At 63.6% G+C, this 21729-nt stretch carries 22 protein-coding genes and 2 tRNA genes; 5 read left to right on the top strand and 19 right to left on the bottom strand.

What is annotated here, in order from left to right:
- Positions 1-7: 7 nt before the first annotated feature.
- The 3 genes from nrdE to nrdH all read right to left on the bottom strand — a co-directional run bounded on the left by nrdE (position 8) and on the right by nrdH (position 2958).
- The gene (gene nrdE / locus AC50X5_RS00830) at positions 8-2128 is read right to left on the bottom strand and encodes a class 1b ribonucleoside-diphosphate reductase subunit alpha (RefSeq protein WP_494975189.1); all 2121 of its coding nucleotides are present in this window, start codon (positions 2126-2128) and stop codon (positions 8-10) included.
- A 47-nt stretch (positions 2129-2175) separates the two neighbouring features.
- Complete coding sequence (gene nrdI, locus AC50X5_RS00835; RefSeq protein ID WP_494975190.1) at positions 2176-2643, bottom strand: class Ib ribonucleoside-diphosphate reductase assembly flavoprotein NrdI; 468 nt, start codon at positions 2641-2643, stop codon at positions 2176-2178.
- Between the two features lie 69 nt (positions 2644-2712).
- On the bottom strand, positions 2713-2958 hold the full coding sequence (gene nrdH, locus AC50X5_RS00840; RefSeq protein ID WP_463933700.1) for a glutaredoxin-like protein NrdH: 246 nt from the start codon (positions 2956-2958) through the stop codon (positions 2713-2715).
- Between the two features lie 363 nt (positions 2959-3321).
- Here nrdH and AC50X5_RS00845 point away from each other — a divergent pair, with 363 nt between their 5' ends.
- Together AC50X5_RS00845 and AC50X5_RS00850 are read left to right on the top strand one after the other, a co-directional pair.
- Positions 3322-4239: a LysR family transcriptional regulator gene (locus AC50X5_RS00845; protein ID WP_493984778.1), complete on the top strand. Its 918-nt coding sequence runs from the start codon at positions 3322-3324 to the stop codon at positions 4237-4239.
- Between the two features lie 45 nt (positions 4240-4284).
- Entirely contained in the window at positions 4285-4791 is a 507-nt protein-coding gene (locus AC50X5_RS00850; protein WP_494974314.1) for a DUF2004 domain-containing protein, read from the top strand.
- A 193-nt stretch (positions 4792-4984) separates the two neighbouring features.
- Here AC50X5_RS00850 and metE read toward each other — a convergent pair whose 3' ends face one another.
- Positions 4985-7315: a 5-methyltetrahydropteroyltriglutamate--homocysteine S-methyltransferase gene (metE, locus tag AC50X5_RS00855; RefSeq protein ID WP_494974315.1), complete on the bottom strand. Its 2331-nt coding sequence runs from the start codon at positions 7313-7315 to the stop codon at positions 4985-4987.
- A gap of 67 nt (positions 7316-7382) precedes the next feature.
- Positions 7383-8345 carry a methylenetetrahydrofolate reductase gene (locus AC50X5_RS00860; RefSeq protein ID WP_494974316.1) on the bottom strand — a complete coding sequence of 321 codons (963 nt, stop codon included), beginning with the start codon at positions 8343-8345 and terminating at the stop codon, positions 7383-7385.
- Between the two features lie 467 nt (positions 8346-8812).
- On the opposite strand from AC50X5_RS00860, the gene AC50X5_RS00865 reads away from it, so the two are divergent.
- Positions 8813-9679 carry an AraC family transcriptional regulator gene (locus tag AC50X5_RS00865; RefSeq protein WP_494974317.1) on the top strand — a complete coding sequence of 289 codons (867 nt, stop codon included), beginning with the start codon at positions 8813-8815 and terminating at the stop codon, positions 9677-9679.
- A gap of 21 nt (positions 9680-9700) precedes the next feature.
- Here the strand turns inward: AC50X5_RS00865 and AC50X5_RS00870 are convergent, their stop codons facing one another.
- From AC50X5_RS00870 to AC50X5_RS00900, 7 genes are read right to left on the bottom strand one after another with little or no spacing between them, the layout of a single operon-like run.
- Positions 9701-10738 carry an MsnO8 family LLM class oxidoreductase gene (locus AC50X5_RS00870; RefSeq protein WP_494974318.1) on the bottom strand — a complete coding sequence of 346 codons (1038 nt, stop codon included), beginning with the start codon at positions 10736-10738 and terminating at the stop codon, positions 9701-9703.
- Between the two features lie 53 nt (positions 10739-10791).
- Positions 10792-11571 (bottom strand): hypothetical protein, encoded by a 780-nt coding sequence (locus AC50X5_RS00875; protein WP_494974319.1) that lies wholly within the window; start codon positions 11569-11571, stop codon positions 10792-10794.
- Positions 11568-12611: a vWA domain-containing protein gene (locus AC50X5_RS00880; protein ID WP_494974320.1), complete on the bottom strand. Its 1044-nt coding sequence runs from the start codon at positions 12609-12611 to the stop codon at positions 11568-11570. Before AC50X5_RS00880 ends, AC50X5_RS00875 begins: the two co-directional genes overlap by 4 nt.
- Positions 12608-13591, bottom strand: coding sequence for a vWA domain-containing protein (locus tag AC50X5_RS00885; RefSeq protein ID WP_494974321.1), 984 nt, complete (start codon positions 13589-13591; stop codon positions 12608-12610). The genes AC50X5_RS00880 and AC50X5_RS00885 overlap by 4 nt, the downstream gene beginning before the upstream one ends.
- On the bottom strand, positions 13582-14049 hold the full coding sequence (locus AC50X5_RS00890) for a hypothetical protein (protein ID WP_494974322.1): 468 nt from the start codon (positions 14047-14049) through the stop codon (positions 13582-13584). Before AC50X5_RS00890 ends, AC50X5_RS00885 begins: the two co-directional genes overlap by 10 nt.
- On the bottom strand, positions 14039-14914 hold the full coding sequence (locus AC50X5_RS00895; RefSeq protein ID WP_494974323.1) for a DUF58 domain-containing protein: 876 nt from the start codon (positions 14912-14914) through the stop codon (positions 14039-14041). The genes AC50X5_RS00890 and AC50X5_RS00895 overlap by 11 nt, the downstream gene beginning before the upstream one ends.
- A gap of 3 nt (positions 14915-14917) precedes the next feature.
- Positions 14918-15883, bottom strand: a complete 966-nt coding sequence (locus AC50X5_RS00900) for an AAA family ATPase (RefSeq protein WP_494975191.1) — start codon at positions 15881-15883, stop codon at positions 14918-14920.
- Positions 15884-16054: 171 nt separating this feature from the next.
- Between AC50X5_RS00900 and AC50X5_RS00905 the strand changes: the two genes are divergently transcribed.
- Positions 16055-16258, top strand: coding sequence for a hypothetical protein (locus AC50X5_RS00905; protein ID WP_493984766.1), 204 nt, complete (start codon positions 16055-16057; stop codon positions 16256-16258).
- 31 nt (positions 16259-16289) lie between these two features.
- Here the strand turns inward: AC50X5_RS00905 and AC50X5_RS00910 are convergent, their stop codons facing one another.
- From AC50X5_RS00910 to AC50X5_RS00930, 5 genes are all read right to left on the bottom strand, one after another.
- Positions 16290-17492 (bottom strand): ROK family transcriptional regulator, encoded by a 1203-nt coding sequence (locus AC50X5_RS00910; protein WP_494975192.1) that lies wholly within the window; start codon positions 17490-17492, stop codon positions 16290-16292.
- Between the two features lie 92 nt (positions 17493-17584).
- Positions 17585-18742: a class I SAM-dependent methyltransferase gene (locus AC50X5_RS00915; protein WP_494974324.1), complete on the bottom strand. Its 1158-nt coding sequence runs from the start codon at positions 18740-18742 to the stop codon at positions 17585-17587.
- Positions 18739-19905 (bottom strand): NAD(P)-binding domain-containing protein, encoded by a 1167-nt coding sequence (locus AC50X5_RS00920; protein ID WP_494974325.1) that lies wholly within the window; start codon positions 19903-19905, stop codon positions 18739-18741. The genes AC50X5_RS00915 and AC50X5_RS00920 overlap by 4 nt, the downstream gene beginning before the upstream one ends.
- Before the next feature lie 201 nt (positions 19906-20106).
- Positions 20107-20179 (bottom strand) — tRNA-Ala (locus AC50X5_RS00925).
- Between the two features lie 98 nt (positions 20180-20277).
- Positions 20278-20757, bottom strand: a complete 480-nt coding sequence (locus tag AC50X5_RS00930; protein ID WP_494974326.1) for a hypothetical protein — start codon at positions 20755-20757, stop codon at positions 20278-20280.
- 125 nt (positions 20758-20882) lie between these two features.
- Between AC50X5_RS00930 and AC50X5_RS00935 the strand changes: the two genes are divergently transcribed.
- Positions 20883-21050, top strand: coding sequence for an alpha/beta hydrolase (locus AC50X5_RS00935; protein WP_494975193.1), 168 nt, complete (start codon positions 20883-20885; stop codon positions 21048-21050).
- Between the two features lie 55 nt (positions 21051-21105).
- Here the strand turns inward: AC50X5_RS00935 and AC50X5_RS00940 are convergent.
- Positions 21106-21181, bottom strand: a tRNA-Ala gene (locus AC50X5_RS00940).
- A 106-nt stretch (positions 21182-21287) separates the two neighbouring features.
- The gene (gene rsfS, locus AC50X5_RS00945; RefSeq protein WP_493984761.1) at positions 21288-21689 is read right to left on the bottom strand and encodes a ribosome silencing factor; all 402 of its coding nucleotides are present in this window, start codon (positions 21687-21689) and stop codon (positions 21288-21290) included.
- Positions 21690-21729: the final 40 nt, after the last annotated feature.

Raw genomic sequence — 21729 nt, forward strand, 5'->3', positions numbered from 1 at the left:
AACGGGACTACAACATGCAGGAAACGCAACCCTCTACCTCGGTCCCTTCCAGCGCGAGCTGGCGGAGACGGATGTAGTAGATGGTCTTGATGCCCTTCTTCCAGGCGTAGATCTGGGCCCGGTTGATGTCACGCGTAGTGGCGGTGTCCTTGAAGAACAGCGTCAGGGACAGGCCCTGGTCCACGTGCTGGGTAGCGGCAGCGTAGGTGTCGATGACCTTCTCGTAGCCGATCTCGTACGCGTCCTGGTAGTACTCCAGGTTGTCGTTGGTGAGGTACGGAGCCGGGTAGTACACGCGGCCCAGCTTGCCTTCCTTGCGGATCTCAATCTTGGACGCTACCGGGTGGATCGAGGAGGTGGAGTTGTTGATGTAGGAGATCGAGCCCGTAGGCGGCACGGCCTGCAGGTTCTGGTTGTAGATGCCGTACTTCATGACAGAAGCCTTCAGCTCGCGCCAGTCATCCTGCGTGGGGATGTGGATGTGGCTGAACAGTTCCTTGACCTTCTCGGTCTGCGGAACCCATTCCTGCTCCGTGTACTTGTCGAAGAACTCCCCCGACGCGTACTTGGACTTCTCGAACCCGCCGAAGGTCTGCCCGGTCTGGATGGACAGCTTATTGGAGGCGCGGATGGCGTGGTACACCACCGAGTAGAAGTAGATGTTGGTGAAGTCCAGGCCTTCTTCGGAGCCGTAGTGGACCCGCTCGCGGGCAAGGTAGCCGTGCAGGTTCATCTGGCCCAGGCCGATGGCGTGGCTTTGATCGTTGCCCTTGGCGATGGACGGCACCGAGGTGATGTTGGACATGTCGGACACTGCCGAGAGGGACCGGATGGCCGTCTCGATGGTCAGGCCGAAGTCCGGGCTGTCCATGGTCTTGGCGATGTTCAGCGAGCCCAGGTTGCAGGAGATGTCCTTGCCGGTGTCCGCATAGGACAGGTCATCGTTGTACGTGGTGGGCTGGGAAACCTGGAGGATCTCCGAGCACAGGTTGGACATGATGATCTTGCCGTCAATCGGGTTTTCCCGGTTCACGGTGTCCTCGAACATGATGTACGGGTAGCCGGATTCGAACTGGATCTCGGCGAGGGTCTGGAAGAACTCACGCGCCTTGATCTTGGTCTTCTTGATCCGGGAATCGTCCACCATCTCGTAATACTTCTCGGTGACCGAGACGTCAGAGAACGGCATGCCATAGACGCGTTCGACGTCGTACGGCGAGAACAGGTACATGTCCTCGTCCCGCTTGGCCAGCTCGAAGGTGATGTCCGGGATGACGACGCCAAGGGAGAGGGTCTTGATGCGGATCTTCTCGTCGGCGTTCTCGCGCTTGGTGTCCAGGAAGCGGTAGATGTCCGGGTGGTGTGCGTGCAGGTACACAGCGCCGGCACCCTGGCGGGCACCGAGCTGGTTGGCGTAAGAGAAGCTGTCCTCGAGGAGCTTCATCACGGGGATAACGCCGGAGGACTGGTTCTCGATCTGCTTGATGGGCGCGCCCACTTCACGGATGTTGGTCAAGGCAAACGCCACGCCGCCGCCGCGCTTGGAGAGCTGCAGGGCGGAGTTGATGGACCGGCCGATCGATTCCATGTTGTCTTCGATGCGGAGCAGGAAGCAGGAGACCAGCTCGCCGCGCTGCTTCTTGCCGGCGTTCAGGAAGGTGGGAGTAGCCGGCTGGAAACGGCCTTCGATGATCTCGTCCACCATCTGCAGCGCCAGCTGCTCGTCACCGCGGGCCAGGTGCAGGGCAACCATGCAGACCCGGTCCTCGTAGCGCTCCAGGAAGCGCTTGCCGTCGAACGTCTTCAGCGTGTAGGACGTGTAGAACTTGAAGGCGCCCAGGAACGTTTCGAAGCGGAACTTCTTCTTGTACGCGCGGTTGTAGAGTTCGCGGATGAAGTTCATCGTGTACTGGTCGAGGGTTTCGCGCTCGTAGTACTGGTTCTTCACCAGGTAATCGAGCTTCTCTTCCAGGTCGTGGAAGAACACAGTGTTGTTGTTAACGTGCTGCAGGAAGTACTGATGGGCGGCCTCGCGGTCAGCCTCAAACTGGATCTCGCCGTTGGGACCGTAGAGGTTCAGCATCGCGTTCAGCTCGTGATAACCCAAGCCCTTGTAGGCGGCGGGCATCTCCGGTTTTTCGACGGCGGCAGTTGAGACAGTGCCGTGGGCCCTGGTTACTTCTGTGTCTGAGACAGTCGTGTCCAAAACGTATCCAATCCTTGGTTTACGCGGGCCACGTCTTCTGGCGTGCCCATTAGTTCAAAGCGGTAGAGGCGGGGAACCCCGCATTTCGCGGCGATGATGTCCGCGGCCATGCAGTAGTTGTCCCCAAAGTTGGTGTTTCCGGCTCCGATGACACCGCGGATCAGCTGCCTGTTCCGCGGGTTGTTCAGGAACCGGATGACCTGCCTGGGTACTGATCCCTCTCCCCCGGTTCCGCCATAGGTAGGCACCACCAGAACGAAGGGCAGGGTGGCAAGGAGCGGTGCGTCCTTGGAATAAAGGGGGATCTGTGCCGCGTCCCGGCCCAGTTTGCTGACAAACCGGCCGGTATTCCCGGACGACGAAGTGAAAAAGATGAGCTGGCTTTCCGTGACCTGGGGGCCTGCGGAAAGCTGGGATCCTGCCGGCGCTCCCGTCATTGCCAGTGCTGCCACGAGAGTCACCTCAGCTGCTTGAAATGGTGTTCGAAGGGTAGGTTTGGGATGGCCTTAGGCGACGGAGGAAACTGAAGCAAGGGCCAGTTCCTCGATCTTGTCCGGGCGGAATCCTGACCAGTGATCCTGATCGGTCACAACAACAGGAGCCTGCATGTAGCCGAGGGCCTTGAGGCGGTCCAGGGCCTCAGCGTCCTGCGAAATATCAACGCTCTGGTAGGCGATGCCCTTCTTATCCAGCGCGCGGTACGTTGCATTGCACTGAACACAAGCCGGCTTCGTGTAAACCGTGACGGTCATGATTCCATTCCCCTTTTTCGACGTCTTCTTCTCTTCCAGGAGGAGCAAACTTCCGCTCCGCCCAATCCGTAAGTTGATACTACATCTTGTGCAGACCGACGGACGGAACCCCTAGATGATGTATTACAAGTATGTCATTTTATGCACTTTTAATCCACAGGCACGGCGCCGAAAATTGCCCGGGATTCCGCCAGTCCGAGGGCGTCCATCCACACCCTGTGGAGTAGTTAGGCACAATTAATCCTCCGCGTGTCGCGGCCCAAGCGGCGTGTCGCGCCCCCGTGCCAGAATGGAGCGCGTGCCGGCCGCAGCGCGCCGGGCACGATTTCTCGCCGCGCGCCTGCACCGCATTGGAGGACCCCCTTGATCAACCCCGTTCACCTCAAGACACTCATCGAAGTGGTGCGGCTGGGTTCCTTCGCGGCTGCAGCCGCCCGCCTGGGCTATACCTCCTCAGCCGTGTCCCAGCAGATGTCGGCGCTGGAACGCGATACCGGCGTCGAACTCTTCAAACGCTCCGCGCGCAGCGTGGTTCCCACGGAAGCAGCGGCGGTGATGATCCGGCACGCCAGCAAAGTCCTGACCGACATCGATGCCCTGCTGGCAGCAGCTTCGCGCAGCGGGGACATGGTGCGGCAAGAGCTGCGGGTCGGTATCTTTCCCAGCCTGGCTACCTACGTCCTCCCCCGCATCCTGCAGAACCCCGCGTGGAAGGATTTGGGAATTGACCTGACAGTATCAGTCGGCGAGCCGGGCCAGACCATCCAGGGCCTGCGGAACGGCGGCGGACTGGACCTCGCACTGGTGTTCCAGGTGGGCCAGACCGGGCTTGCCTGGCCGCACACGATCAACCGCCAGTGGATCGGTGACGACAACTACCGGGTAGTGCTCCCTGCTGCCTGGGGCTTCCGTGCGGAAGCTGAAGTTGCCGCGGACCATCTCTCCGAAATGCCCTGGATCATGCACCATCCCGGCAGCGCGGACGCCACGGTCATCGAAAGACTATTCGTCAGCTGCAACCTGCACCCGCGCGTGGTGGCGCACAGTGATGATTTCCACGCCAGCCTTGAAATGGCGGCAGCAGGCCTGGGCGCGGCCCTGGTCCCGGAACTCGCGCTGCAGCACCGTCCGGCCGGCGTCGTGGTCCTTGATGTGCCCGAGATCCGCCTGGCCAGGAACGTCTTCGCCCTCCTGATCAACGAAAAGAAAACCGCCCGAGTGCAGTTGTTCGTGGACCTGCTGGCCGAGACGTTCAGCACCCTGGGCAGCTCGGCAAATTAGCCGGGAATGCTGGAATGAGCGGCGTTCGGGGACTATGTTGAGGACATGAACAAGGTAGCCAGCCGTCATTTTGGTGAAATTGAGTTCAATCACGGCCGCGATCATTACTTCGTAGCCCAACATGAGCTGGCCGGCCAACCACTGGAACTGGACCTGAACATCACGTCGCACGACCACTTTGACGAAGCTGCCATGCACAAGGTGGACTACCGGCTCCGGTACCTCCCGGAAGTGGTGGAAGAGGTGCTGCAGATGATCGCGGAGGAACTCGAACAGGAGGGCACCAGCCCCCGGGAGTACCTCCACTTCCACTGCAACGCCATCAAGGACGAGCACCTGCAGAAAGTCTTTGGCGTCACTGACAAACGTCAGCTGACCAACGAGGTTTTCCTGAAGGCACTCAGGCTCGGCCATGTAGGGATTTTTCCCGGCTCGCCCGAACGCTACTTCGTGCTGGATTTCACCCTGGGCGAACACTTCACCGATGAAGTGCTCGTGGCTTCGGCTGACCAGGACGGCGTGGTGGACGACGAAATCCTCTGGGAATCCTGACACCCCAATGACGGCAGAAGAAATGCTTAAAGCACGACGCCGGCCGGTCGCCTTTCGCAAGGCGACCCGCCGGCGTCGTTGTCTAATCGGTGGTTGAGGTGTCGGAACCTGGATCTCGACGAGCTCGATCAGCAGATTCCCGGTGGTTGAGCTTGTCGAAACCCGGATCTCGACGAGCTCGATCAGCAGATTCCTACCTGGCTGCTTCCAGCAGTCCGGCGCGGACCGTCTTGGCAGCCTTCACCAGGTTGCGCAGGGACTCTTCAGTCTCGGCGTAGCCGCGAGTCTTCAGGCCGCAGTCCGGGTTGACCCAGAGCTGGCGGGACGGAACGTGCTTGACAGCCGTGGACAGCAGGTCGGTAACTTCGCCCTCGCCCGGGACACGCGGCGAGTGGATGTCATAGACGCCCGGGCCAACACCACGGCCGAAGCCGTGGCTCTCCAGGTCATGGACAACCTCCATACGGGAGCGGGCTGCTTCGATCGAGGTCACGTCGGCGTCGAGGCCGTCGATCGCGTCGATGATCACGCCGAACTCCGAGTAGCAGAGGTGGGTGTGGATCTGCGTGGCATCGGCTGCACCGGCCGTGGCCAGGCGGAACGAGTCAACGGACCACTTGAGGTAATCGGCGTGGTCAGCCTTGCGCAGCGGCAGGAGTTCGCGCAGGGCGGGCTCGTCCACCTGGATGATCTTGATGCCGGCGGCCTCGAGGTCAGCGATCTCGTCCCGGAGGGCCAGGCCAACCTGGTTAGCGGTCTCGCCCAGCGGCTGGTCATCCCGGACGAAGGACCACGCCAGGATGGTGACCGGACCGGTGAGCATGCCCTTCATGGGCTTGCTGGTCAGGGACTGCGCGTACTCGGCCCAGGCAACCGTGATCGGCGCCGAGCGGGTGACGTCGCCCCACAGGATGGAAGGACGCGTGCAGCGTGAGCCATAGGACTGGACCCAGCCGTGGACCGTCACGTCGAACCCTTCCAGGTTCTCGGCGAAGTACTGGACCATGTCGTTGCGCTCCGGCTCACCATGCACCAGGACGTCATAGCCAAGCTCTTCCTGCAGCTGGACAACACGCTTGATCTCATCCTTCATCAGCTGCTCGTACTGCTCGTTGGTCAGATCGCCCTTGTTGTTGCGGGCACGGGCGGAGCGGATTTCCGACGTCTGCGGGAAGGAGCCGATGGTGGTGGTAGGCAGCGGCGGCAGTGCCAGCGCCTCCGTCTGGGCGGCCTCGCGGACGCCGTACTCCGAGCGGCTGAAGTCAGCCGCTGTCAGGGCGGCCGTACGGGCGCGGACCTCGTCGCGGCGAACCCCCTCGGCGGTGGCGCGGGAAGCGATGACGGCTGACGCTTCTTCGATGGCTGCCTCTGCGGCTGCTGGATTGGCGAGGTAGTCGGCCAGGGTGCGGACCTCAACTGCCTTCTGGTCCGAGAACGCCAGCCAGCTGCGCAGTTGCTCGGACAGCTGGGTTTCTTCGGCAACATCGTGCGGGACGTGCTGCGTGGAAGTGGAAGTGCTCACGGTAACGCGGCCGGCTGCGGCCTTCAGGGCATCCAGCTTTCCGGCGGAAGCAGCCAGGTCATTGCGCCAGATGTTGTGGCCGTCCACCACGCCTGCCACCAGGGTCTTGTCACCCAGGCCCGTCAGTGCGGCAGCGGACGGAACAGCACCCTTGAACACATCCAGGTGCAGGGCCTCGATGTTGGTGGCGGCCAGCGTGCCGAGCTGGCCGTCGAGGGCACCGTACGGGCTGGAAACCAGGATTTGGGGGCGGCCGGCGGCAGCGGTCAGGACCTCATAGGCACGGGTCACGGCGGCCTGCACCTGCGCGGCCGGGATGTCCTGGTCAACCACCAGGGCAGGCTCGTCCAGCTGCACCCAGCTGGCGCCGGCAGCAGCCAGCTTGCCCAGGAGTTCAACGTAAACGGGCAGGATGTCCTCAAGCCGGGACAGCGGCTCAAAGCCGGGAGGGGCGTCGTCGGATGCCTTGGACAACAGCAGGTAGGTGACCGGACCAACGATGTAGGGGCGGGTTTCGATGCCGTTGTCCAGGACGGCTGAGAACTCGTCCACCTTCCGGGTGGAGGCGAGCCTGAACTCGGTTTCCGGGCCGATTTCCGGCACCAGGTAGTGGTAGTTGGTATCAAACCACTTGGTCATTTCCAGCGGCTGCTGCTCCGCGTTGCCGCGGGCCAGGGTGAAGTAGGCGTCCAGGTCCAGCTGGCCGTCGGCGTTCAGGAGCTTCCCGAAACGGGCCGGTACGGCGCCCACGTGTGCGGTGGTATCCAGTACCTGGTCGTAGAAGGAGAAGGTGCCGGGAACGGCAGCCGCTTCGGTCAGGCCGAGTTCCTGCAGCCGCCGGGCGGTGCCGAGCTGGATGTCCAGCGCGGTTGCTTCCAGGGCGGTGGCGTCGATCGTGCCGGCCCAGTAGGCTTCCACAGCCTTCTTCAATTCACGGCGGCGGCCGATGCGGGGATAGCCCAGGAGGGAGGCTGCGGGGAAAGGTGTGCGCTGTTCAGTCATGAAAAATTCCTTGGGTTTGTTACGTCAATGAATGACGGGCAAAAAAGGGAAAGGTACTTGGGGTAGCTCAGCCGGCGAGCTGGCGGCTGGCGGCCAGGCGTCGCCCGGCACTGCGCGGGTTGCGTGGCAGGGCAAGCTTGTCCAGCACCTCAAGGGCACTCTGGTGCTCGTTGAAGGTATAGAGGTGAAGGCCGGGGGCACCGGCGTCGAGTGCGGCGTTGGCCAGATCCACCGTGGCACGGACGCCAATTCGCTGGCGTTCGGCGTCGCTGTCGGCAACGGCAAGGCGCTCCAGCAGTTCCGGGGCAGGTTCGACGCCGGTCAGCTCGCCCAGGCGGGTGACCCTACGAAGGCTGGTCAACGGCATCACTCCCGGAATGATCGGGATGGTGACCCCGGCACGGCGTGCCCGGCTGACGAGGTCCGCGTACTGTTCCGTACGGAAGAACACCTGGGTGATCGCAAAGTCCGCTCCGGAACGCTGCTTGGCCAGCAGCACCTCGACGTCGTGCGCCTCTGTGGGTGACTCCGGATGCCGGGTAGGGTATGCCGCCACGCCAATGGCGATCTTGCCGGCGCACAACAATGCTGAACGGCGTTGCTCCACCCGGCGGATCAGTTCAATCAGGTCCTGGGCGTACCGCAGCGAACCGGAAACCGGCTTGGCGCCGTCCCGGGGAAGGTCGCCACGAAGGGCCAGGATGCCGCGAACGCCATGGTCCAACAGTTCGCCGATGATTTCTGCGAGTTCCTGCGGCGTGTTGCCAACACACGTCAGGTGAGCCAACGGCCGCAGGGTGGTTTCAAGGAGCAACCGGTTAATAAGCTCGACGGCGGTGTCCCGGTTGGAGCCGCTGGCCCCATACGTCACGGAGACGTAGTCCGGATCGGTGCTTTCGAGCTCCCGGATGGTGTTCCAAAGATTTTCTGCTGCTGCCGGCGAGCGCGGCGGGAAGAGTTCGTAGGAGAGCGCAACGGGGGCTGTACCGCTGAGATCGGGATGTGCGTCAATAAGGCTTGGTGGTGACATTTGCGTCCTTGGCTGGGTCACTGATCGTCTGTAACGGCCACCGTCAAAAGGCGGACGTCGCGGGAGTTTCAATGTGTTGAGTTTGGGATGCACGGAAGGAACTCCAACAGAGCGCCAGTCGCGACTGGTACTCCTGAAATGAAGTTGGTCCGTGAGCAAATGTCAGGCCCACATGGGGGCACCCACACCCTCCTGATCGGAGGATCGCTGACACGTTACGTCGGTAACTTGTATTGAACTCTAGGAGAGGCGTCCCGTGGGAACAAGTCAGTTGTCGAATTAAGACGCACTTTTACGGGAGATGAATCTCAGAGGCTGAACAATGTTCGCCAAAGAGCCTCAGGAGAAGCAGATGTCGAGGTGAGGGGACCTCAGGCCCGGTCTGCGATCAGGAGCGACTGCATCGGACCGCGATAGTAGGGTGACGGTCGGGTTGGCCTAGCAGGATAGACACCGAAGGGGGAACCGTGATCGGAGCGCTGAATCAACTCGTCGAGTTCGTTGAGAATCATCTGACGGACGAGATTGACGTAACCAAGCTGGCAATCGGTCTTGGAACGACGGAGTATCACCTCCGGCGAATGTTCTCATCGCTGGCCGGCATGCCCCTCTCCGAGTACATCCGGCGACGCCGTATGGCTGTGGCCGCCGGAGACGTTCTCGGCGACGGTGACCTGTTGGGTATTGCGGTGCGGTACGGCTACAGTTCGACCGAAGCATTCGGACGGGCGTTCCGATCCGTGCATGGCGTCGGCCCAGGTGACATGCGCCGACAGAGAGGCCCCCTTCGTACACAACCACAGCTCAGGTTCCGCCTGACCGTCGAAGGGAACACCACTATGGACGCTCGTATCGCAGATCGACCGGCATTCAGGCTCGTCGGCCACTCCGCCCGTGTGCCGCTCATCCACGAGGGAACCAACCCGCACATCCAGGCGCACATCGCTGCACTGCCAGCAGCCGAGCACGCCCGGCTCAAGGAAATGAGCAACACTGAGCCGGCAGGCCTGCTACAGGTCAGTGCCGACGTCGACCCGGACTATACCGAAGGCAGCGAGCTGACCTACCTCCACGGCATCGCCGTGCAGGCCTCGACGCCGACCCCTGAGGGGCTTGATGCCATCGAGATTCCGGCGGGCACCTGGGCGGTGTTCCACACAGAGGGTGAGTACCCGGCGGCTCTGCAGTCGACGTGGGCAGCCACGGCTGCCGACTGGTTTCCGTCAAGCCCGTGGCGGCTGCGTCCCGGACCCTCGATCGTGGCGATCCTTGACCGTTCCACGGACTTCAGCACAGCCAGCTGTGAGTTGTGGCTCCCGGTAGAACGCGCCTGATCAAGCTGATACTGGCAAGGACTATTCAGAACTGCTCGTCATAAGAGCAAAAGCTGGCAGTGCGAAAATTCCGGCCAGCGCCCGGTCAGTAGCTGCCAGGGCGGCCGTGTCAAAGGTGTTGGTGGTAACCATGAGTTCGTCGGCGCCGGTCGCCGCCAGCAACGAGTTGAGTCCCTGCATCACTTGCTCGGCGGTTCCATACACGGCCGCGCTCAGCGTCTCGGCGACGATGTCCCGTTGCCGGGAGGTCATCGGCCGCTCCTTGATGGACTCCGCCGGTATAAGCGGTGGAAACTGCCCGCGGGTGCGCGATTCAGCCATCGCCCAGGCCTCAGGCAGCAGCAAATCCTGCGCCTGTTCGAAAGACTCCGCTACGGCCACGTTCGTGGAAAGAATGACGTACGGTTCCGGGTAATACGTGGAGGGCCGGAAGTTCCTGCGGTAGCGCTCCAGCACGCCACGGGCACGTTCCGCGTTACGGGCGGAGAAGACCGGGCCGCCAACAACAATGGCCAGACCGGCGTCGGCGGCGATGTCAACACCTTTGCCGGTGGCCAGAACGAAAGGAGGGGTTGCACCGTCGTCGTACGGTCGTGCAGTCATGACGGAGGTCCCGCTGAGGTAGGACAACAACTCCGCCAGGTCCGCCTCGAACCGGTCAGCGGCGTCCCGGTCCTGTCGGAGCGCAGCCCGAACCGTGGACGTGAAGCCCACCGAGCGTCCGATTCCGAGGTCTATCCGACCCGGAAAGAGTGCCTGCAGGGTGGCGATTTGCTCGGCTACGACCAACGGCTGATGGTTCGGGAGCATGACCCCGCCCGAACCAACACGGATTCGTTCGGTCTGTGCAGCCACCACGGCCATCAGCACTGTCGGCGCCGAACCGGCGATCCCTGGCACACCGTGGTGCTCAGCGACCCAGAACCGGTGATAGCCCAGCTGCTCGGCTTGTTGTGCCCGCCGCAGCGTGGCAGCAAGAGCATCTGCCGTAGCCCCCTCCCGGACATTGGCGCGGTCCAGGATGGAGACGGGGATCGAAGGCAGCTGCATTTCAGTCATAACGCAGGTAGCAGCGTTTTTCATCCGGACACCTGACGCTGCTGCTCATGGCGTCACCACGGCTTATCGACAGGCGGGCCGGTGTCTTCCAGATACTTTTGGCGGTCTTCGCTCTCAGTCCGGTCCTGCAGGGCGCGCCCTGCCATCTCCTTGAGCCGTTCCAGCTGGCTCTGCCGGCCGGCATCGGCGGGTTCAGGCTCTTCTTCCGGATCTGGCCCGGGGGGCTCTTCGGTTTCGGCACCTGCCCGGCTGCCGGCGTCGTCAAGCTTCTCCTGCAGCCGCTCCTGGGCCGCTGCCAGGTGTTCGCCTTCCCCTGCCTCATTGAAGCCCGGTGTGGCGTCGGCACCTTCGACAAAGCAACCTTCCGAAGCTCCCTGGGCAACGTCAAGGCCCTCCTGGAACAAAGTGGATGCAGCCGCCTCCCCCGCTTCGGCGGCGGCATCCCCCAGCCGCTCGATGCTGAGGGTAAGGTTCACCCGGATGCGGCATTCATCAGCGCCGGGACCGGCCGCCAGCGCTTCCTCAAACCACAGCCTGGCTCCGGCGAAGTCCCCGGCCAGCACCAGCGCATCCCCTTCCGCGAAGGCCTGCTTGTGGGTTTCCAGGAAGTTCACCACGCCTAATCCTGCTGCGGCCCCGGCCACAGCCGCTGCGTCCCGGTTTTCAAAAGCGTTGACGGACTGCGCACTGAACAGGGCCACGCTGAGCAGTTTCGCCGCCAGGAGCAACGCGAGCAGGACCGGCAGGACGGACCACAGCAGCAACCTGCGTCGCCGGTCCAGCCGTCGCCGGTCCGGCCCTGCCCCGTGCCGGGTCCCGGTCTCCTGTGTCATATCCTGTTCCCCCCGAGCTCCTTCAGCTTCCTCGCTGTCAGCGCGGTTTCCCTGACCGCGAGAACGAAAGCGCCGAAGGCAGGAATCCAGTACAGTTCGACGCGTCCGGGAACCGATTCATCGTGCTGCGTTCCAGGCGCAGCCGCCACCCGCTGCAGCTGGTCGGGGCGCGCCGCCACCAGCATGTCCGACGCCGGGCTCCCCGCTTGCCGGTGCACCAGTGGAACTCCCAGCTGGGTGGCGATCTCCTGCAGGGCCGGCAGATCGATCCGGGATACCGCGTCCATGGCGACCTCACCCGAGCGGTCCTGGATGTAGCCGCGCGGCTCCCCTGCGGTGTCGTCGTAGAGCGGCAAGCCAGCGTATTCCAGCATCCGGCCACCGTCTTCAGTCCCGTAGCCCAGCACTGCTCCACCATCCACCAGAGAGGAATCCACCTTCATGGGGCCTGGTTTGTCCGCGCTGGTCTGTTCGCCATCGCCCAGGTAAAAAACGAAGCGCAGCCGCTCGGGGTGGCTGTCCCGGCCGGCCTTCAGCCGCTCCTCCAGGATGGGTCCGGCCGCAGTAATGCTGCTGCCGTTCGAATAATCGGTGACCTGCGGCGCCAGGACAGCTGCCAGCGTTTCCACCGCCCCGGTATCCGTGGTCAGCGGCATCCTGACGGCAGCGCCGGAATCAAAGGTGATCATGGAGAAGCGGGAACCGGCCAGTTCCGTGGCGAGGGCGGCAATGTCCTGGCGGACGCCGTCGAGCCTTGTCCCGTCTCCGAAGTCTTCTGCGGCAATGCTGCTGGACGTATCCACCACAAGATAGACGTCCACGTCCACTGCCGTGGCCTGGACCGTTCCTCCGCCTGTGCCCGGCCTGGCGGCCGCCGTTGCCAGCAGAATCAGCATGGCACCGCGGAACAGCCATGTGCGCAACTGCTTTCTCCTGTCACCAGCGGCGGAGGTGCGTACAAGAATGACGACGGCGGGAAACAGTGCCGCAAGCATGAGAACAGCCAGTAGCCACCAGGGAAATACCGGAAGGAAGGTCACTGCTCGGCCCTCCACGCCAGGCCCACCAGCAACACGCCGCCCAATAGCGCGATTCCCAGCGGCCAACCGGCTTGGTCATGGACGATGCGGCGGGGTGAACCCTGGACGGCTGCGGCTTCCCTTTCCTGAACCTGGCGCACGATCTCCGGTACCGCTTCGCTGCTCTCCAGGCTGTAGTAGGCGCCGCCACTCCCCTCGGCCACGGCGCGCAGTTGCTTTCCGGGCTGGTCTGCAGCATCGCCGTAATCAAAATCGCCGGGGTTCAACGCGTAGATGCGGGCTTCCTTGTCCACTGCGAGTCCCGCCGCTTCCTCCAGCGTGAAAATCGGTTCGCCCGCCAGCATATTGTCTGTTGCGAACACCACCGACCGCGGCCGGGATCCGTCGTTGGGCCCCGGCAGGCCCTGCACGCAGGATGCCAGGCCGTCGCCGATCAGGGACGAACCGGGCCCCAGCCACGTCCCGGAGAGGATGGCAGTACCGTCCGCCGTCCCTTCGAAGGCGGCCTGAGCCTGCTCCAGTTGGTCCAGCACCAGTTCATAGTCATCGGTGAGCGGAAACAACTGGGCAGCTGAACTGTCAAACAGCGTCAGGCCGATCCGTTCGCCATCGAACTCAGCCGCCAGCTCCCGAAAGACTCCGAGTACGGCGGCATCGGCGTCGCTCATCGACCCGGAGGCGTCCAGGCACAGCATGATGTCCCGGTTGCGCTGCTCCGGACGGTCCGTCACGCTCTGGACCGGCCGGGCAGCGGCGACGCCGGCGGACACCAGCACAACGACGCCGGCCGCTGTCAGCAGCGCCAGCAGCATCCGATAGCGGCGGACCGCGCTCTGGTAGGCGGGAAGGGCGGTGAGTCGTTGGGTGTGGGCTGCGGGCGTTCCGCGGGGTGCCCGGTCCCGGCGCTTCATTGCCCACCACGCAGCTGTTGCCAGGAGCAGGGCGGCGGGCGGCAACAGCCACCAGTTGATCAGTTCCATGAGGCCACCACCGCTTTCGCGGCTGCCGCCGAGGCGTCGATGGACGGCAGCGGCTCCAAGCCGAACTCCCCCGGATACAACTGTTCCAAAGCGCTGGCAAGCCCTGGCAGCGGATGGCGGGCGATCTCCTCCAAGGTCATTCGCGGAGCATCAACCCCGGAGGCATCCCTGACGTACTTACGAACGAGCACGCTGAGCTCCTGGTGCGCCGTACGCAAGGGGATCCTTCCGCACCTGGCATCTTCGACCACGGCGTCCATCCGCTCAAGGTAGGTTTCGCGGAGCATGGCGCCATCGGCCTGCGGCGTCAATCGGGTGGTTTTTACAGTGGTGAGCCTGCGTGTGGACAGGAGCACATAGGCAAACCAGGCGGCAACAAGCGCCAGCACCATCACTCCTGACACGCCCCACCAGGACCCATAGGCCAGTGGAGCGTAAAAGCCGTCGTTATCCTGCACGCCGGTGCCTTTCCAAAAGGGCGAACAGGGCAGGAATGACCTCGCCGCTGCTGCCAAGTTCCCCTTCGGAAATCCCCACCCTGCGGAGCATGGCGCTCCGGTCCGCGTCCCTGCGGACTGTCGAGTCCGCGTAGGCTTCTGCCACCTCGTGGGAACGGGCCAGGCGGTGGAGCAGCGGGGCGAGGCCATCCACGCTGAACATGGCGTCACCGGCTGCGGAAACCAGTTCTGCGTCGCGGATGGTCAGCCACAGGATTTCATGCTGCGCCCGCAGGCGCCGGAGCACTTTCTCCAGGCCTGCATCCGCGGCGACCTCGTCCGCCACAACAAACAGCAGCATCCGCCGGCCGAAGGTGGAAGCGATGTATTCAAGTTGGTTCTGAAGCCTGCTCTGCGGCGAGGTCAGCGAGGCGGTGTCCACATCACGCAACAACCGCTCCAGGTGCGCTTCCCCGGACTTGGCCGGAAGGTGCCGGGATCCTTGGGAGTCTCCGGATACCAGCCCCACGGCATCGCCATGGTTGTGGGCCAAAAGACCGATCACGCCGAGGGCCAGGACGGCAAGGTCCTTTTTGGTTTCCCCGCCGCGGGAGGCGGCCGCCATGTTGCGTCCGGTATCCGTGACCAGCAGGACGTTCTGTTTCCGGACCGCCACATAGCGCCGGATCAGGGGCGAGCTGTGCCGGGCGGTGGCTTTCCAGTCAATGGCGCGGACATCGTCCCCCGGCACGTAGGCGCGGAGATCGTCGAAGTCCAGGCTGCTGCCCTTGAACACTGAACCGTATTCGCCGTCGAGCAGTCCCCGGACCTTTCTATGGGCGAAGATAAACATCTTCGACTTCACGCGCTGCAGGAGGGCTGCCATGCGTCAGGGAGTCTGGACGGCAGCGACGATGGCGTCGATCACCGATTCCACGGGAACGTCCTCGGCCACAGCCTCGAAACCCAGGATCAGCCTGTGCCGGAGGACGCGGTGTGCCAGCGCCTTGACGTCTTCGGGGATCACGTGGTCCCTGCCGTGCAGCAGCGCCCGGGCGCGGGCCGCCTGGCTGAAAGCGATGCTGGCACGCGGACTGGCACCGAACTCGATGAAACCTGCGAGCCGCTGGTCGATATAACTGCCGGCATTGCGGGTGACATACACCAGTCCGACAATGAAGTTGAGGATGGCCGGGTCCAGGTAAATCCGGCCCACCAACTGTTGGACGCCGATCACGCTGTCGAGCGATGCCGCGGCCGCAGGCTTCTGGTCCTGGCTGAAGACGCCGGCATCGAGGCGACGGATAACTTCCATTTCCTCGACGGGGCTGGGGTAATCCAGCACGTCCTTGAGCATAAAGCGGTCCATCTGGGCTTCAGGCAGCTGGTAGGTGCCTTCCTGCTCGATGGGGTTTTGCGTAGCGAGCACCAGGAACGGTGACGGGAGTTTGTACTCCTGGCCGCCGATGGAGGTCTGCCGTTCCTGCATGGCCTCCAGCATGGCGCTCTGCGTCTTGGCGCTGGACCGGTTGATTTCGTCCAGCAGGACTATGTTGGCGTGCACCGGGCCCAGCCGGGTGACGAAAGTCCCCTTGCCGGCGTCGTAAATCTGAGTCCCGACAATGTCGCTGGGAAGGAGGTCGGGCGTGCACTGGATGCGGCGGAAATCGGCGCTGACCGCATCCGCGATGGTCTGCGCGGCGGTGGTCTTGGCCAGTCCGGGAACGCTTTCCAGCAGGATGTGGCCACCGGTCAGCAGGCCGATCAGCAAGGTCTCGCGAAGCCTGGCCTGCCCTACCACCTTGGCTTCGAAGCTCCGGGAGATGTTGGCAACCACCTGCACAGCCCGGGCCATTTCAACGGCATCTATCCTGGCTGTCTCGCTGGTCAACTGCACTGAATTAGCCCCTTGCTGCTGTCTGGGTGAAATGAGGTCCGCCATCGGCCATCCTATCCAAGCGGCCTGGCCCCAAAGCCGCAATGGGGAGGCCTCCCCATCAGCGCCGCCGAGGACTACCCTGATGCCATGAAAGAGCTTCCAGAAAGTTACAAGCAATATCTCGCCAACCAGAGCGAGAGGGTGGTTGCCGCGGTCCGACCTGTCCTGCAGCAATCAGCAGCAGATGAGCTGCACGGCGTCCGGGTCACCTACAACACCGGCTCCACAGGTCACCAGGCGCACATCGATGACACGCTTCCCTACGGGGTTGTTTTCGAGGACATCGACTGACGCAGGATGCCGCGAGTCGCAGCGTAGCGCCTCAGGTTTCCAGCAATAGGCGCTGCGCCCGCGGGGCCAGCGTGTGCTCCAGCACCAGGCAAGCGGCGCCTACGGCGCCTACGTCTTCGCCGACGCCGGAGCTGACCACCTCGACGTCGTGGATCACCGCGGCGGCGCTGGCGTCATTGATGGCGTCCGCGATAACGGCCAGGTAGCGTGCGGAGATGTGCGCCCAGAACGGCCCGCCAAACACCACGCGCTCCACATCCAGTGCATTCGCCACCACGGAAGCGGCCCGCGCCACCAGCACGGCTGAACGGTCCAAGATAGCTGCCGCTGCACTGTTACCGTCATCAGCCAGCTGGCACAGCCGGGCAAAGTTGTCCTGGATCTCTGCCGCGCTGAGGCCGTTCAACGGCCCGTCGAGAATCCCGGCAGTGGCGGCCTCTGCCACCAGTGCCTGGGGTATGCAGGAGGACTTGACGCAACCCCGGAGCCCGCAGTCGCACTCCGGGCCGTCAGGGTCAACCATGATGTGGCCGATTTCACCGGCATTCCCGGACGTGCCGCGGACTACCTCGTCATTGAGGACCAGGCCGCAGCCGATGCCTGTTCCCATGTACATGAAGATGAAGCTGCCGGCCCCGCTTGGTCCGCCGGCCCAGGTCTCTGCCACGGCGGCACTGGTGACGTCCTTGTCCACCAGCACCGGGTAGCCGGTGGCGTCGCGGAGCGCATCGCGCAGTTCCACCCGGTCCCATCCCGGCAGCAGCGGCGGGTTCACCAAAGTGCCCTGGTTCAGGTCGATGGGTCCGGGTGCTGCCACGCCAATACCTGCGATCCGGCTGCGGTCCACCCCGGAATCGGCGATCAGGGTCTCGATGGTGCTGGCGATCGTGGCGATCACCGCCGTCGGATTGGTGCCACCGGGCGTAGTAATCCTTGCGTGCTGCACCACCTCGCCCACCAGGTCCAACACAACGAAGGTGGTCACGGCGGGATCGAGGTGGACGCCGATCGCGTACTGGCCCCCAGGGTTCAGCCGCAGGATGGTGCGTGGCTTGCCCGGCCCGTTGCCTTCCTTGCCGGCCTCCACAATAAGGTGCTGGTCCAGGAGGCGCCGCGAAATATTGGAAATGGTCTGGGGTGACAGCCCGACGATCTGGGCAAGTTCGACGCGGCTGAGCCCCCCGGTGGAGCGGCGGATCGCGTCCAGGATGACGGTGAGGTTGAAGTCGCCCATCCGCGGCAGGTTGGTGCCGCGCCTTGGCGAGGGCTGGCGGGTCTCTCTCACGTTATCCCCTATGCGGTTCGGCTAGTGTCTGAAATGGTACGTCACCGTTCTGTGCGGACGCTGCGCGCCACTGTAAATTTCGGGTTCCGGCCTGCCACACTCGTTTGGCCCACTGTCCGTTGCAGGGCCGGCAGATAGCCCAGGTGGCTGTTGAACACCGTCCACAACTCGCCCCCGGGCCTGAGTACCCGGCCCGCCGCCTCGATCAACTTGAGCCCTGCGCCGGAATGCACCGAGTTGCCCAGGTGGAAAGGCGGGTTCAGCAACACGAGGCCGACGCTGGCGTCCGCCAGGGTGGAAAGAGCGTCGTCCTGCAGGCCGTTGACCCGGCCTGCCAGTCCGTTCGCTTCTGCGGTGGCGCGCGCGGAGTCCACCGCGGCAGCGGACTGGTCCGTGGCGGTGACCTGCGCGGCCGGATTATGCCGGGCATACATGGCGGCCAAAATTCCGGTGCCGCAGCCCAGGTCCACAGCATGGTCTGCCGCGGCCATCTGTGGAAGGAATGTGAGCAGGAAGCGGGTGCCGATGTCCAGCCGGGTGCCTGCGAAAACCGCTCCCCTGGCGGCTATTGTCAGGTCCAGTTCCTGGTTGTACTCGCGCACCGGAAACCTGGGTTGGCCCTCCGGCCGCAATGGCTGGTCCGCAACGATCAACCGCGACTTCTGACGAGCCAGTTGTGGCTGGACGCGGCCAAAATACCGCTCCAGGACCGCGTTCATGCCCAGGCTCATGTGCTTCACGCGCCCGCCTGCCAACAGCGTGGCATCCGGCAGTGCCCAGCGCGCTACGGCTTCCGCAATCTCCTCAAGTTCAGCCAGCGTCTTTGGCAACTGAAGAAGTACGACGCCGGCGCCAGCCAGCAGTTCCTCCCCCAGCGGCAGCTGCCGCCAGCCGGTCAGTCCCGCTGCCGCCGCATTATGCTCAAGCGCGCGGATCCCGGTGGTGAGGTCCTGGTGGACCCGGACATCGCTGAACGCCTGATGTTCGGGATGTCCAAGCGCACCGAGGGTGAGCGCGCCGTAACGGTCGCCGATGACGGCAAGAACAGGAGGCTTTGCAGCTCTGTGCACGGCAGGCAGCTCAAAGGCTGCCTCGAGCAGGAGACGGTCGGTGGCATCCCAGGACTGCAGGTTCTCCGCTTCGATGTCCGGGAAACGGCGCAGTTGCCCAAACAGCGCCTCTACGGATTGTAAAGTCATGCCTTGGTCCCTTTCAACGTCTCTGCCAGTGCGGGCAGCCGGAGGATCGCGCTGACCGCGGCCCGGCCTGCCCGGTTGGCTCCGATCGTGGACGACGACGGGCCGTAGCCCACCAGGTGCACGCGCGGCTCCGCAGCCACCTGGGTTCCGTTCATGGCGATGCCGCCTCCCGGTCCCCGGAGATGCAGTGGGGCGAGGTGCTCCAGTTCGGCCCGGAACCCGGTGGCCCACAAAATCACGTCGGCCTTGAGCAGGCTGCCGTCCGCCAGCCTGACGCCGTCGGGCTCGATGGCAGTGAACATTGGCTGCCTGTCCAAGGCACCGCGCTCTGCTGCTGCCCGCAGTGCAGGAGTCCAAATCAGGCCGGTCACGGACACGACGCTCTGCGGCGGAAGTCCCTGCCGTACGCGTTCTTCCACCAGGGCAACTGCGTCGTGGCCCGCCTGGGAATCAAATTCACCATCGCGCCAAACCGGCGGGCGGCGGGTGAACCAGCTGGTGGTGGTCACCTTGGAGAACTCTTCGAGCAGGCCGACTGCGGAAATGCCGCCGCCCACCACGATGACGTGCCGGCCGCGGAACTCCTCAGCGGAGACGTAGTCGGCAACGTGCAACTGGCGCCCTTTGAAGCTCGATTGGCCGGGATAGATCGGCCAGAATGGCCTGGTCCAGGTGCCGGTGGCATTGATGACGGCAGCGGCTGACCATGACCCCGCCGAAGTCTCGAGCAGCAGCCGGCCGGAAGGATCGTCATCGGCCGTGCGGACCTTTGCCACCTTCACCGGCCGCTGCACCGCCAGTTTCAGCTGCTGTTCATAGCCGCCGAAGTAGCGTGTGAGGAATTCGGAACTGGGTTCGGAGGGATCGACGTCGGGCTTGGGAATCCCCGGCAGGTCGCTGATGCCGTTGACCGTGGCCATGAGCAGACTCTTCCAGCGGTGGCGCCATGCACCTCCAGGCCCTTCCTCGGCGTCGAACACCACATAGCTTCCGGTGTTACCGGCGTCCCGGGCCGCGTCACTACCCGCCGGGACAAGGCCGCGGCGCTGCAGGTGGTAGGCGGCAGAGAGGCCGGCCTGGCCGGCGCCGATGACGACGACGCTGGCCTGCTGCGGTTCGGTGTTCAGCTGGACCTTCTTCGCTACTGGTAATTTGCGTTGCATTGGGCCACCGCCGGCCAGGTTGTGGGCGCGAAGGCTCAATTCATCTGACAATAATAGTCGGGGCGTACTGCGGCTTCGCGGTTCAGGGCAGCGATAGCGTTGGTGGCTGCACCGCCGTCGCGGGTGAAGGGCACCGGTAGATTTCCCCTCCCCGGGAAGGCAACAAAAAACACCCCGGTCCGAAGACCGGGGTGTAATCGGTGGAGCTGAGGGGACTCGAACCCCTGACCCCCTGCATGCCATGCAGGTGCGCTACCAGCTGCGCCACAGCCCCGAACACGTGCTCCCAAGCCAACCTTCAACACCGGAAGCAACCCGTTTAGCTTAGTGCAGAATCCCGACGGGACCTAATTGGCGGCCCGCATCGCCGCACTACCGGGCGCCGGCTGTGATGGTCAGTGGCTTCACCGGTATCGCACAGGAAACCCTCTCAACGTTCGCTGCCGCTCCCGCATCTCTGTTGTTGGTGCCGGTGTCATCGCACCAGTCGATTCCATAGGGCATGGCCGTCACTTGTGCCAGCCCTGGGGCCGCCCGTGCAGGCACTTCAAAGGAGTGGCTGAACCCGCCGGCATCATTCATCTCGGTGGTGGCGGTGATCATCTCAGTGCCCGCCTGGTCAGTGACGCTGGTCCGGATCAGGGCGTCCGCACCGTAGCGGGGATTACAGTGCACATCGACGGCGGCAATAGTCACCGTCTCCCCAGGCATGGCGCTCTCCGGGCTGACCGAATACTCCGGCGGCATACACGGCGGCTCTTTCCCCAAAGTGTTGGAGCAGCCACCAGCGGCAAGCACCAGCGCAATGCCGGCAAGGGCCAGGGAGCTGCGACGGATGCGAATTAACGTCATGCCCCATGGTCCGTTGGCGGGGCGGCACCAGGCAAGGCCCAACGGGAGTACCGCGAAATTCAACCGGTCCTGCCAGGTCGCCGTTCACCTAACGGCAAAGTAACCACATCAGTCGCCTCACAATTATCCGGTCAGACGAGGACCCGTATGTACCGGCTGGCCATACCGAGCGCCTTGCCGGCCTCCTCGGAATACCCGCCCGGGTAATCCCGGGAGCGGGCCATTTCCTTGCCTCTGATGGCGTCACTTCGTTGCCCGAGGTTCTTGAAGCAATTAGGACAAAGCGGCCCTGACGGGTACGAAAAATGCCCCGCCATCAGGCGGGGCATTTTTGCATGAGACCTCTTCTGGTGGAGCTGAGGGGACTCGAACCCCTGACCCCCTGCATGCCATGCAGGTGCGCTACCAGCTGCGCCACAGCCCCGGAAAATGCCGGATATTGAACCGGATTCCTCCGGAGCAACTCGAATATCTTAGAACAGCATTTCCGAAAATTCCAAATCCGGAATATTGCACGGCTGGGGGTCTGTTTAGAGGGAGTCCCCGGACGTTGCAGGCCTCGCGGACGCATCGTCAGCAAGCTGCAGGTCCACGACCGGGCAGTCCTTCCAGAGCCGCTCCAGCGCGTAGAAAACGCGATCTTCCTCATGCTGGACGTGGATGATGATGTCTGAGTAATCGAGCAGGACCCAGCGCCCGCCGGACCTGCCCTCACGGCGGACAGGCTGGCGATTCAGCTTGCTGAGCTCCTCCTCGATGCCGTCAACGATGGCATTAACCTGGCGTTCACTGGGGGCAGAGGCGATCACGAAGATATCGGTCAGGGCCATCCGCTCGCTGACATCCAACGCCACGATGTCCTGGGCGATTTTGTCTGCTGCCGCCCTGGCTGCATGGCGGGCTAATTCTACGGATGAATCGATTGCAGTCACGGGACTCCTTGTTGGTTTTCTAAAGCTAAGAATGTGCGGA

This window comes from Pseudarthrobacter sp. MDT1-40-2, assembly GCF_059383595.1.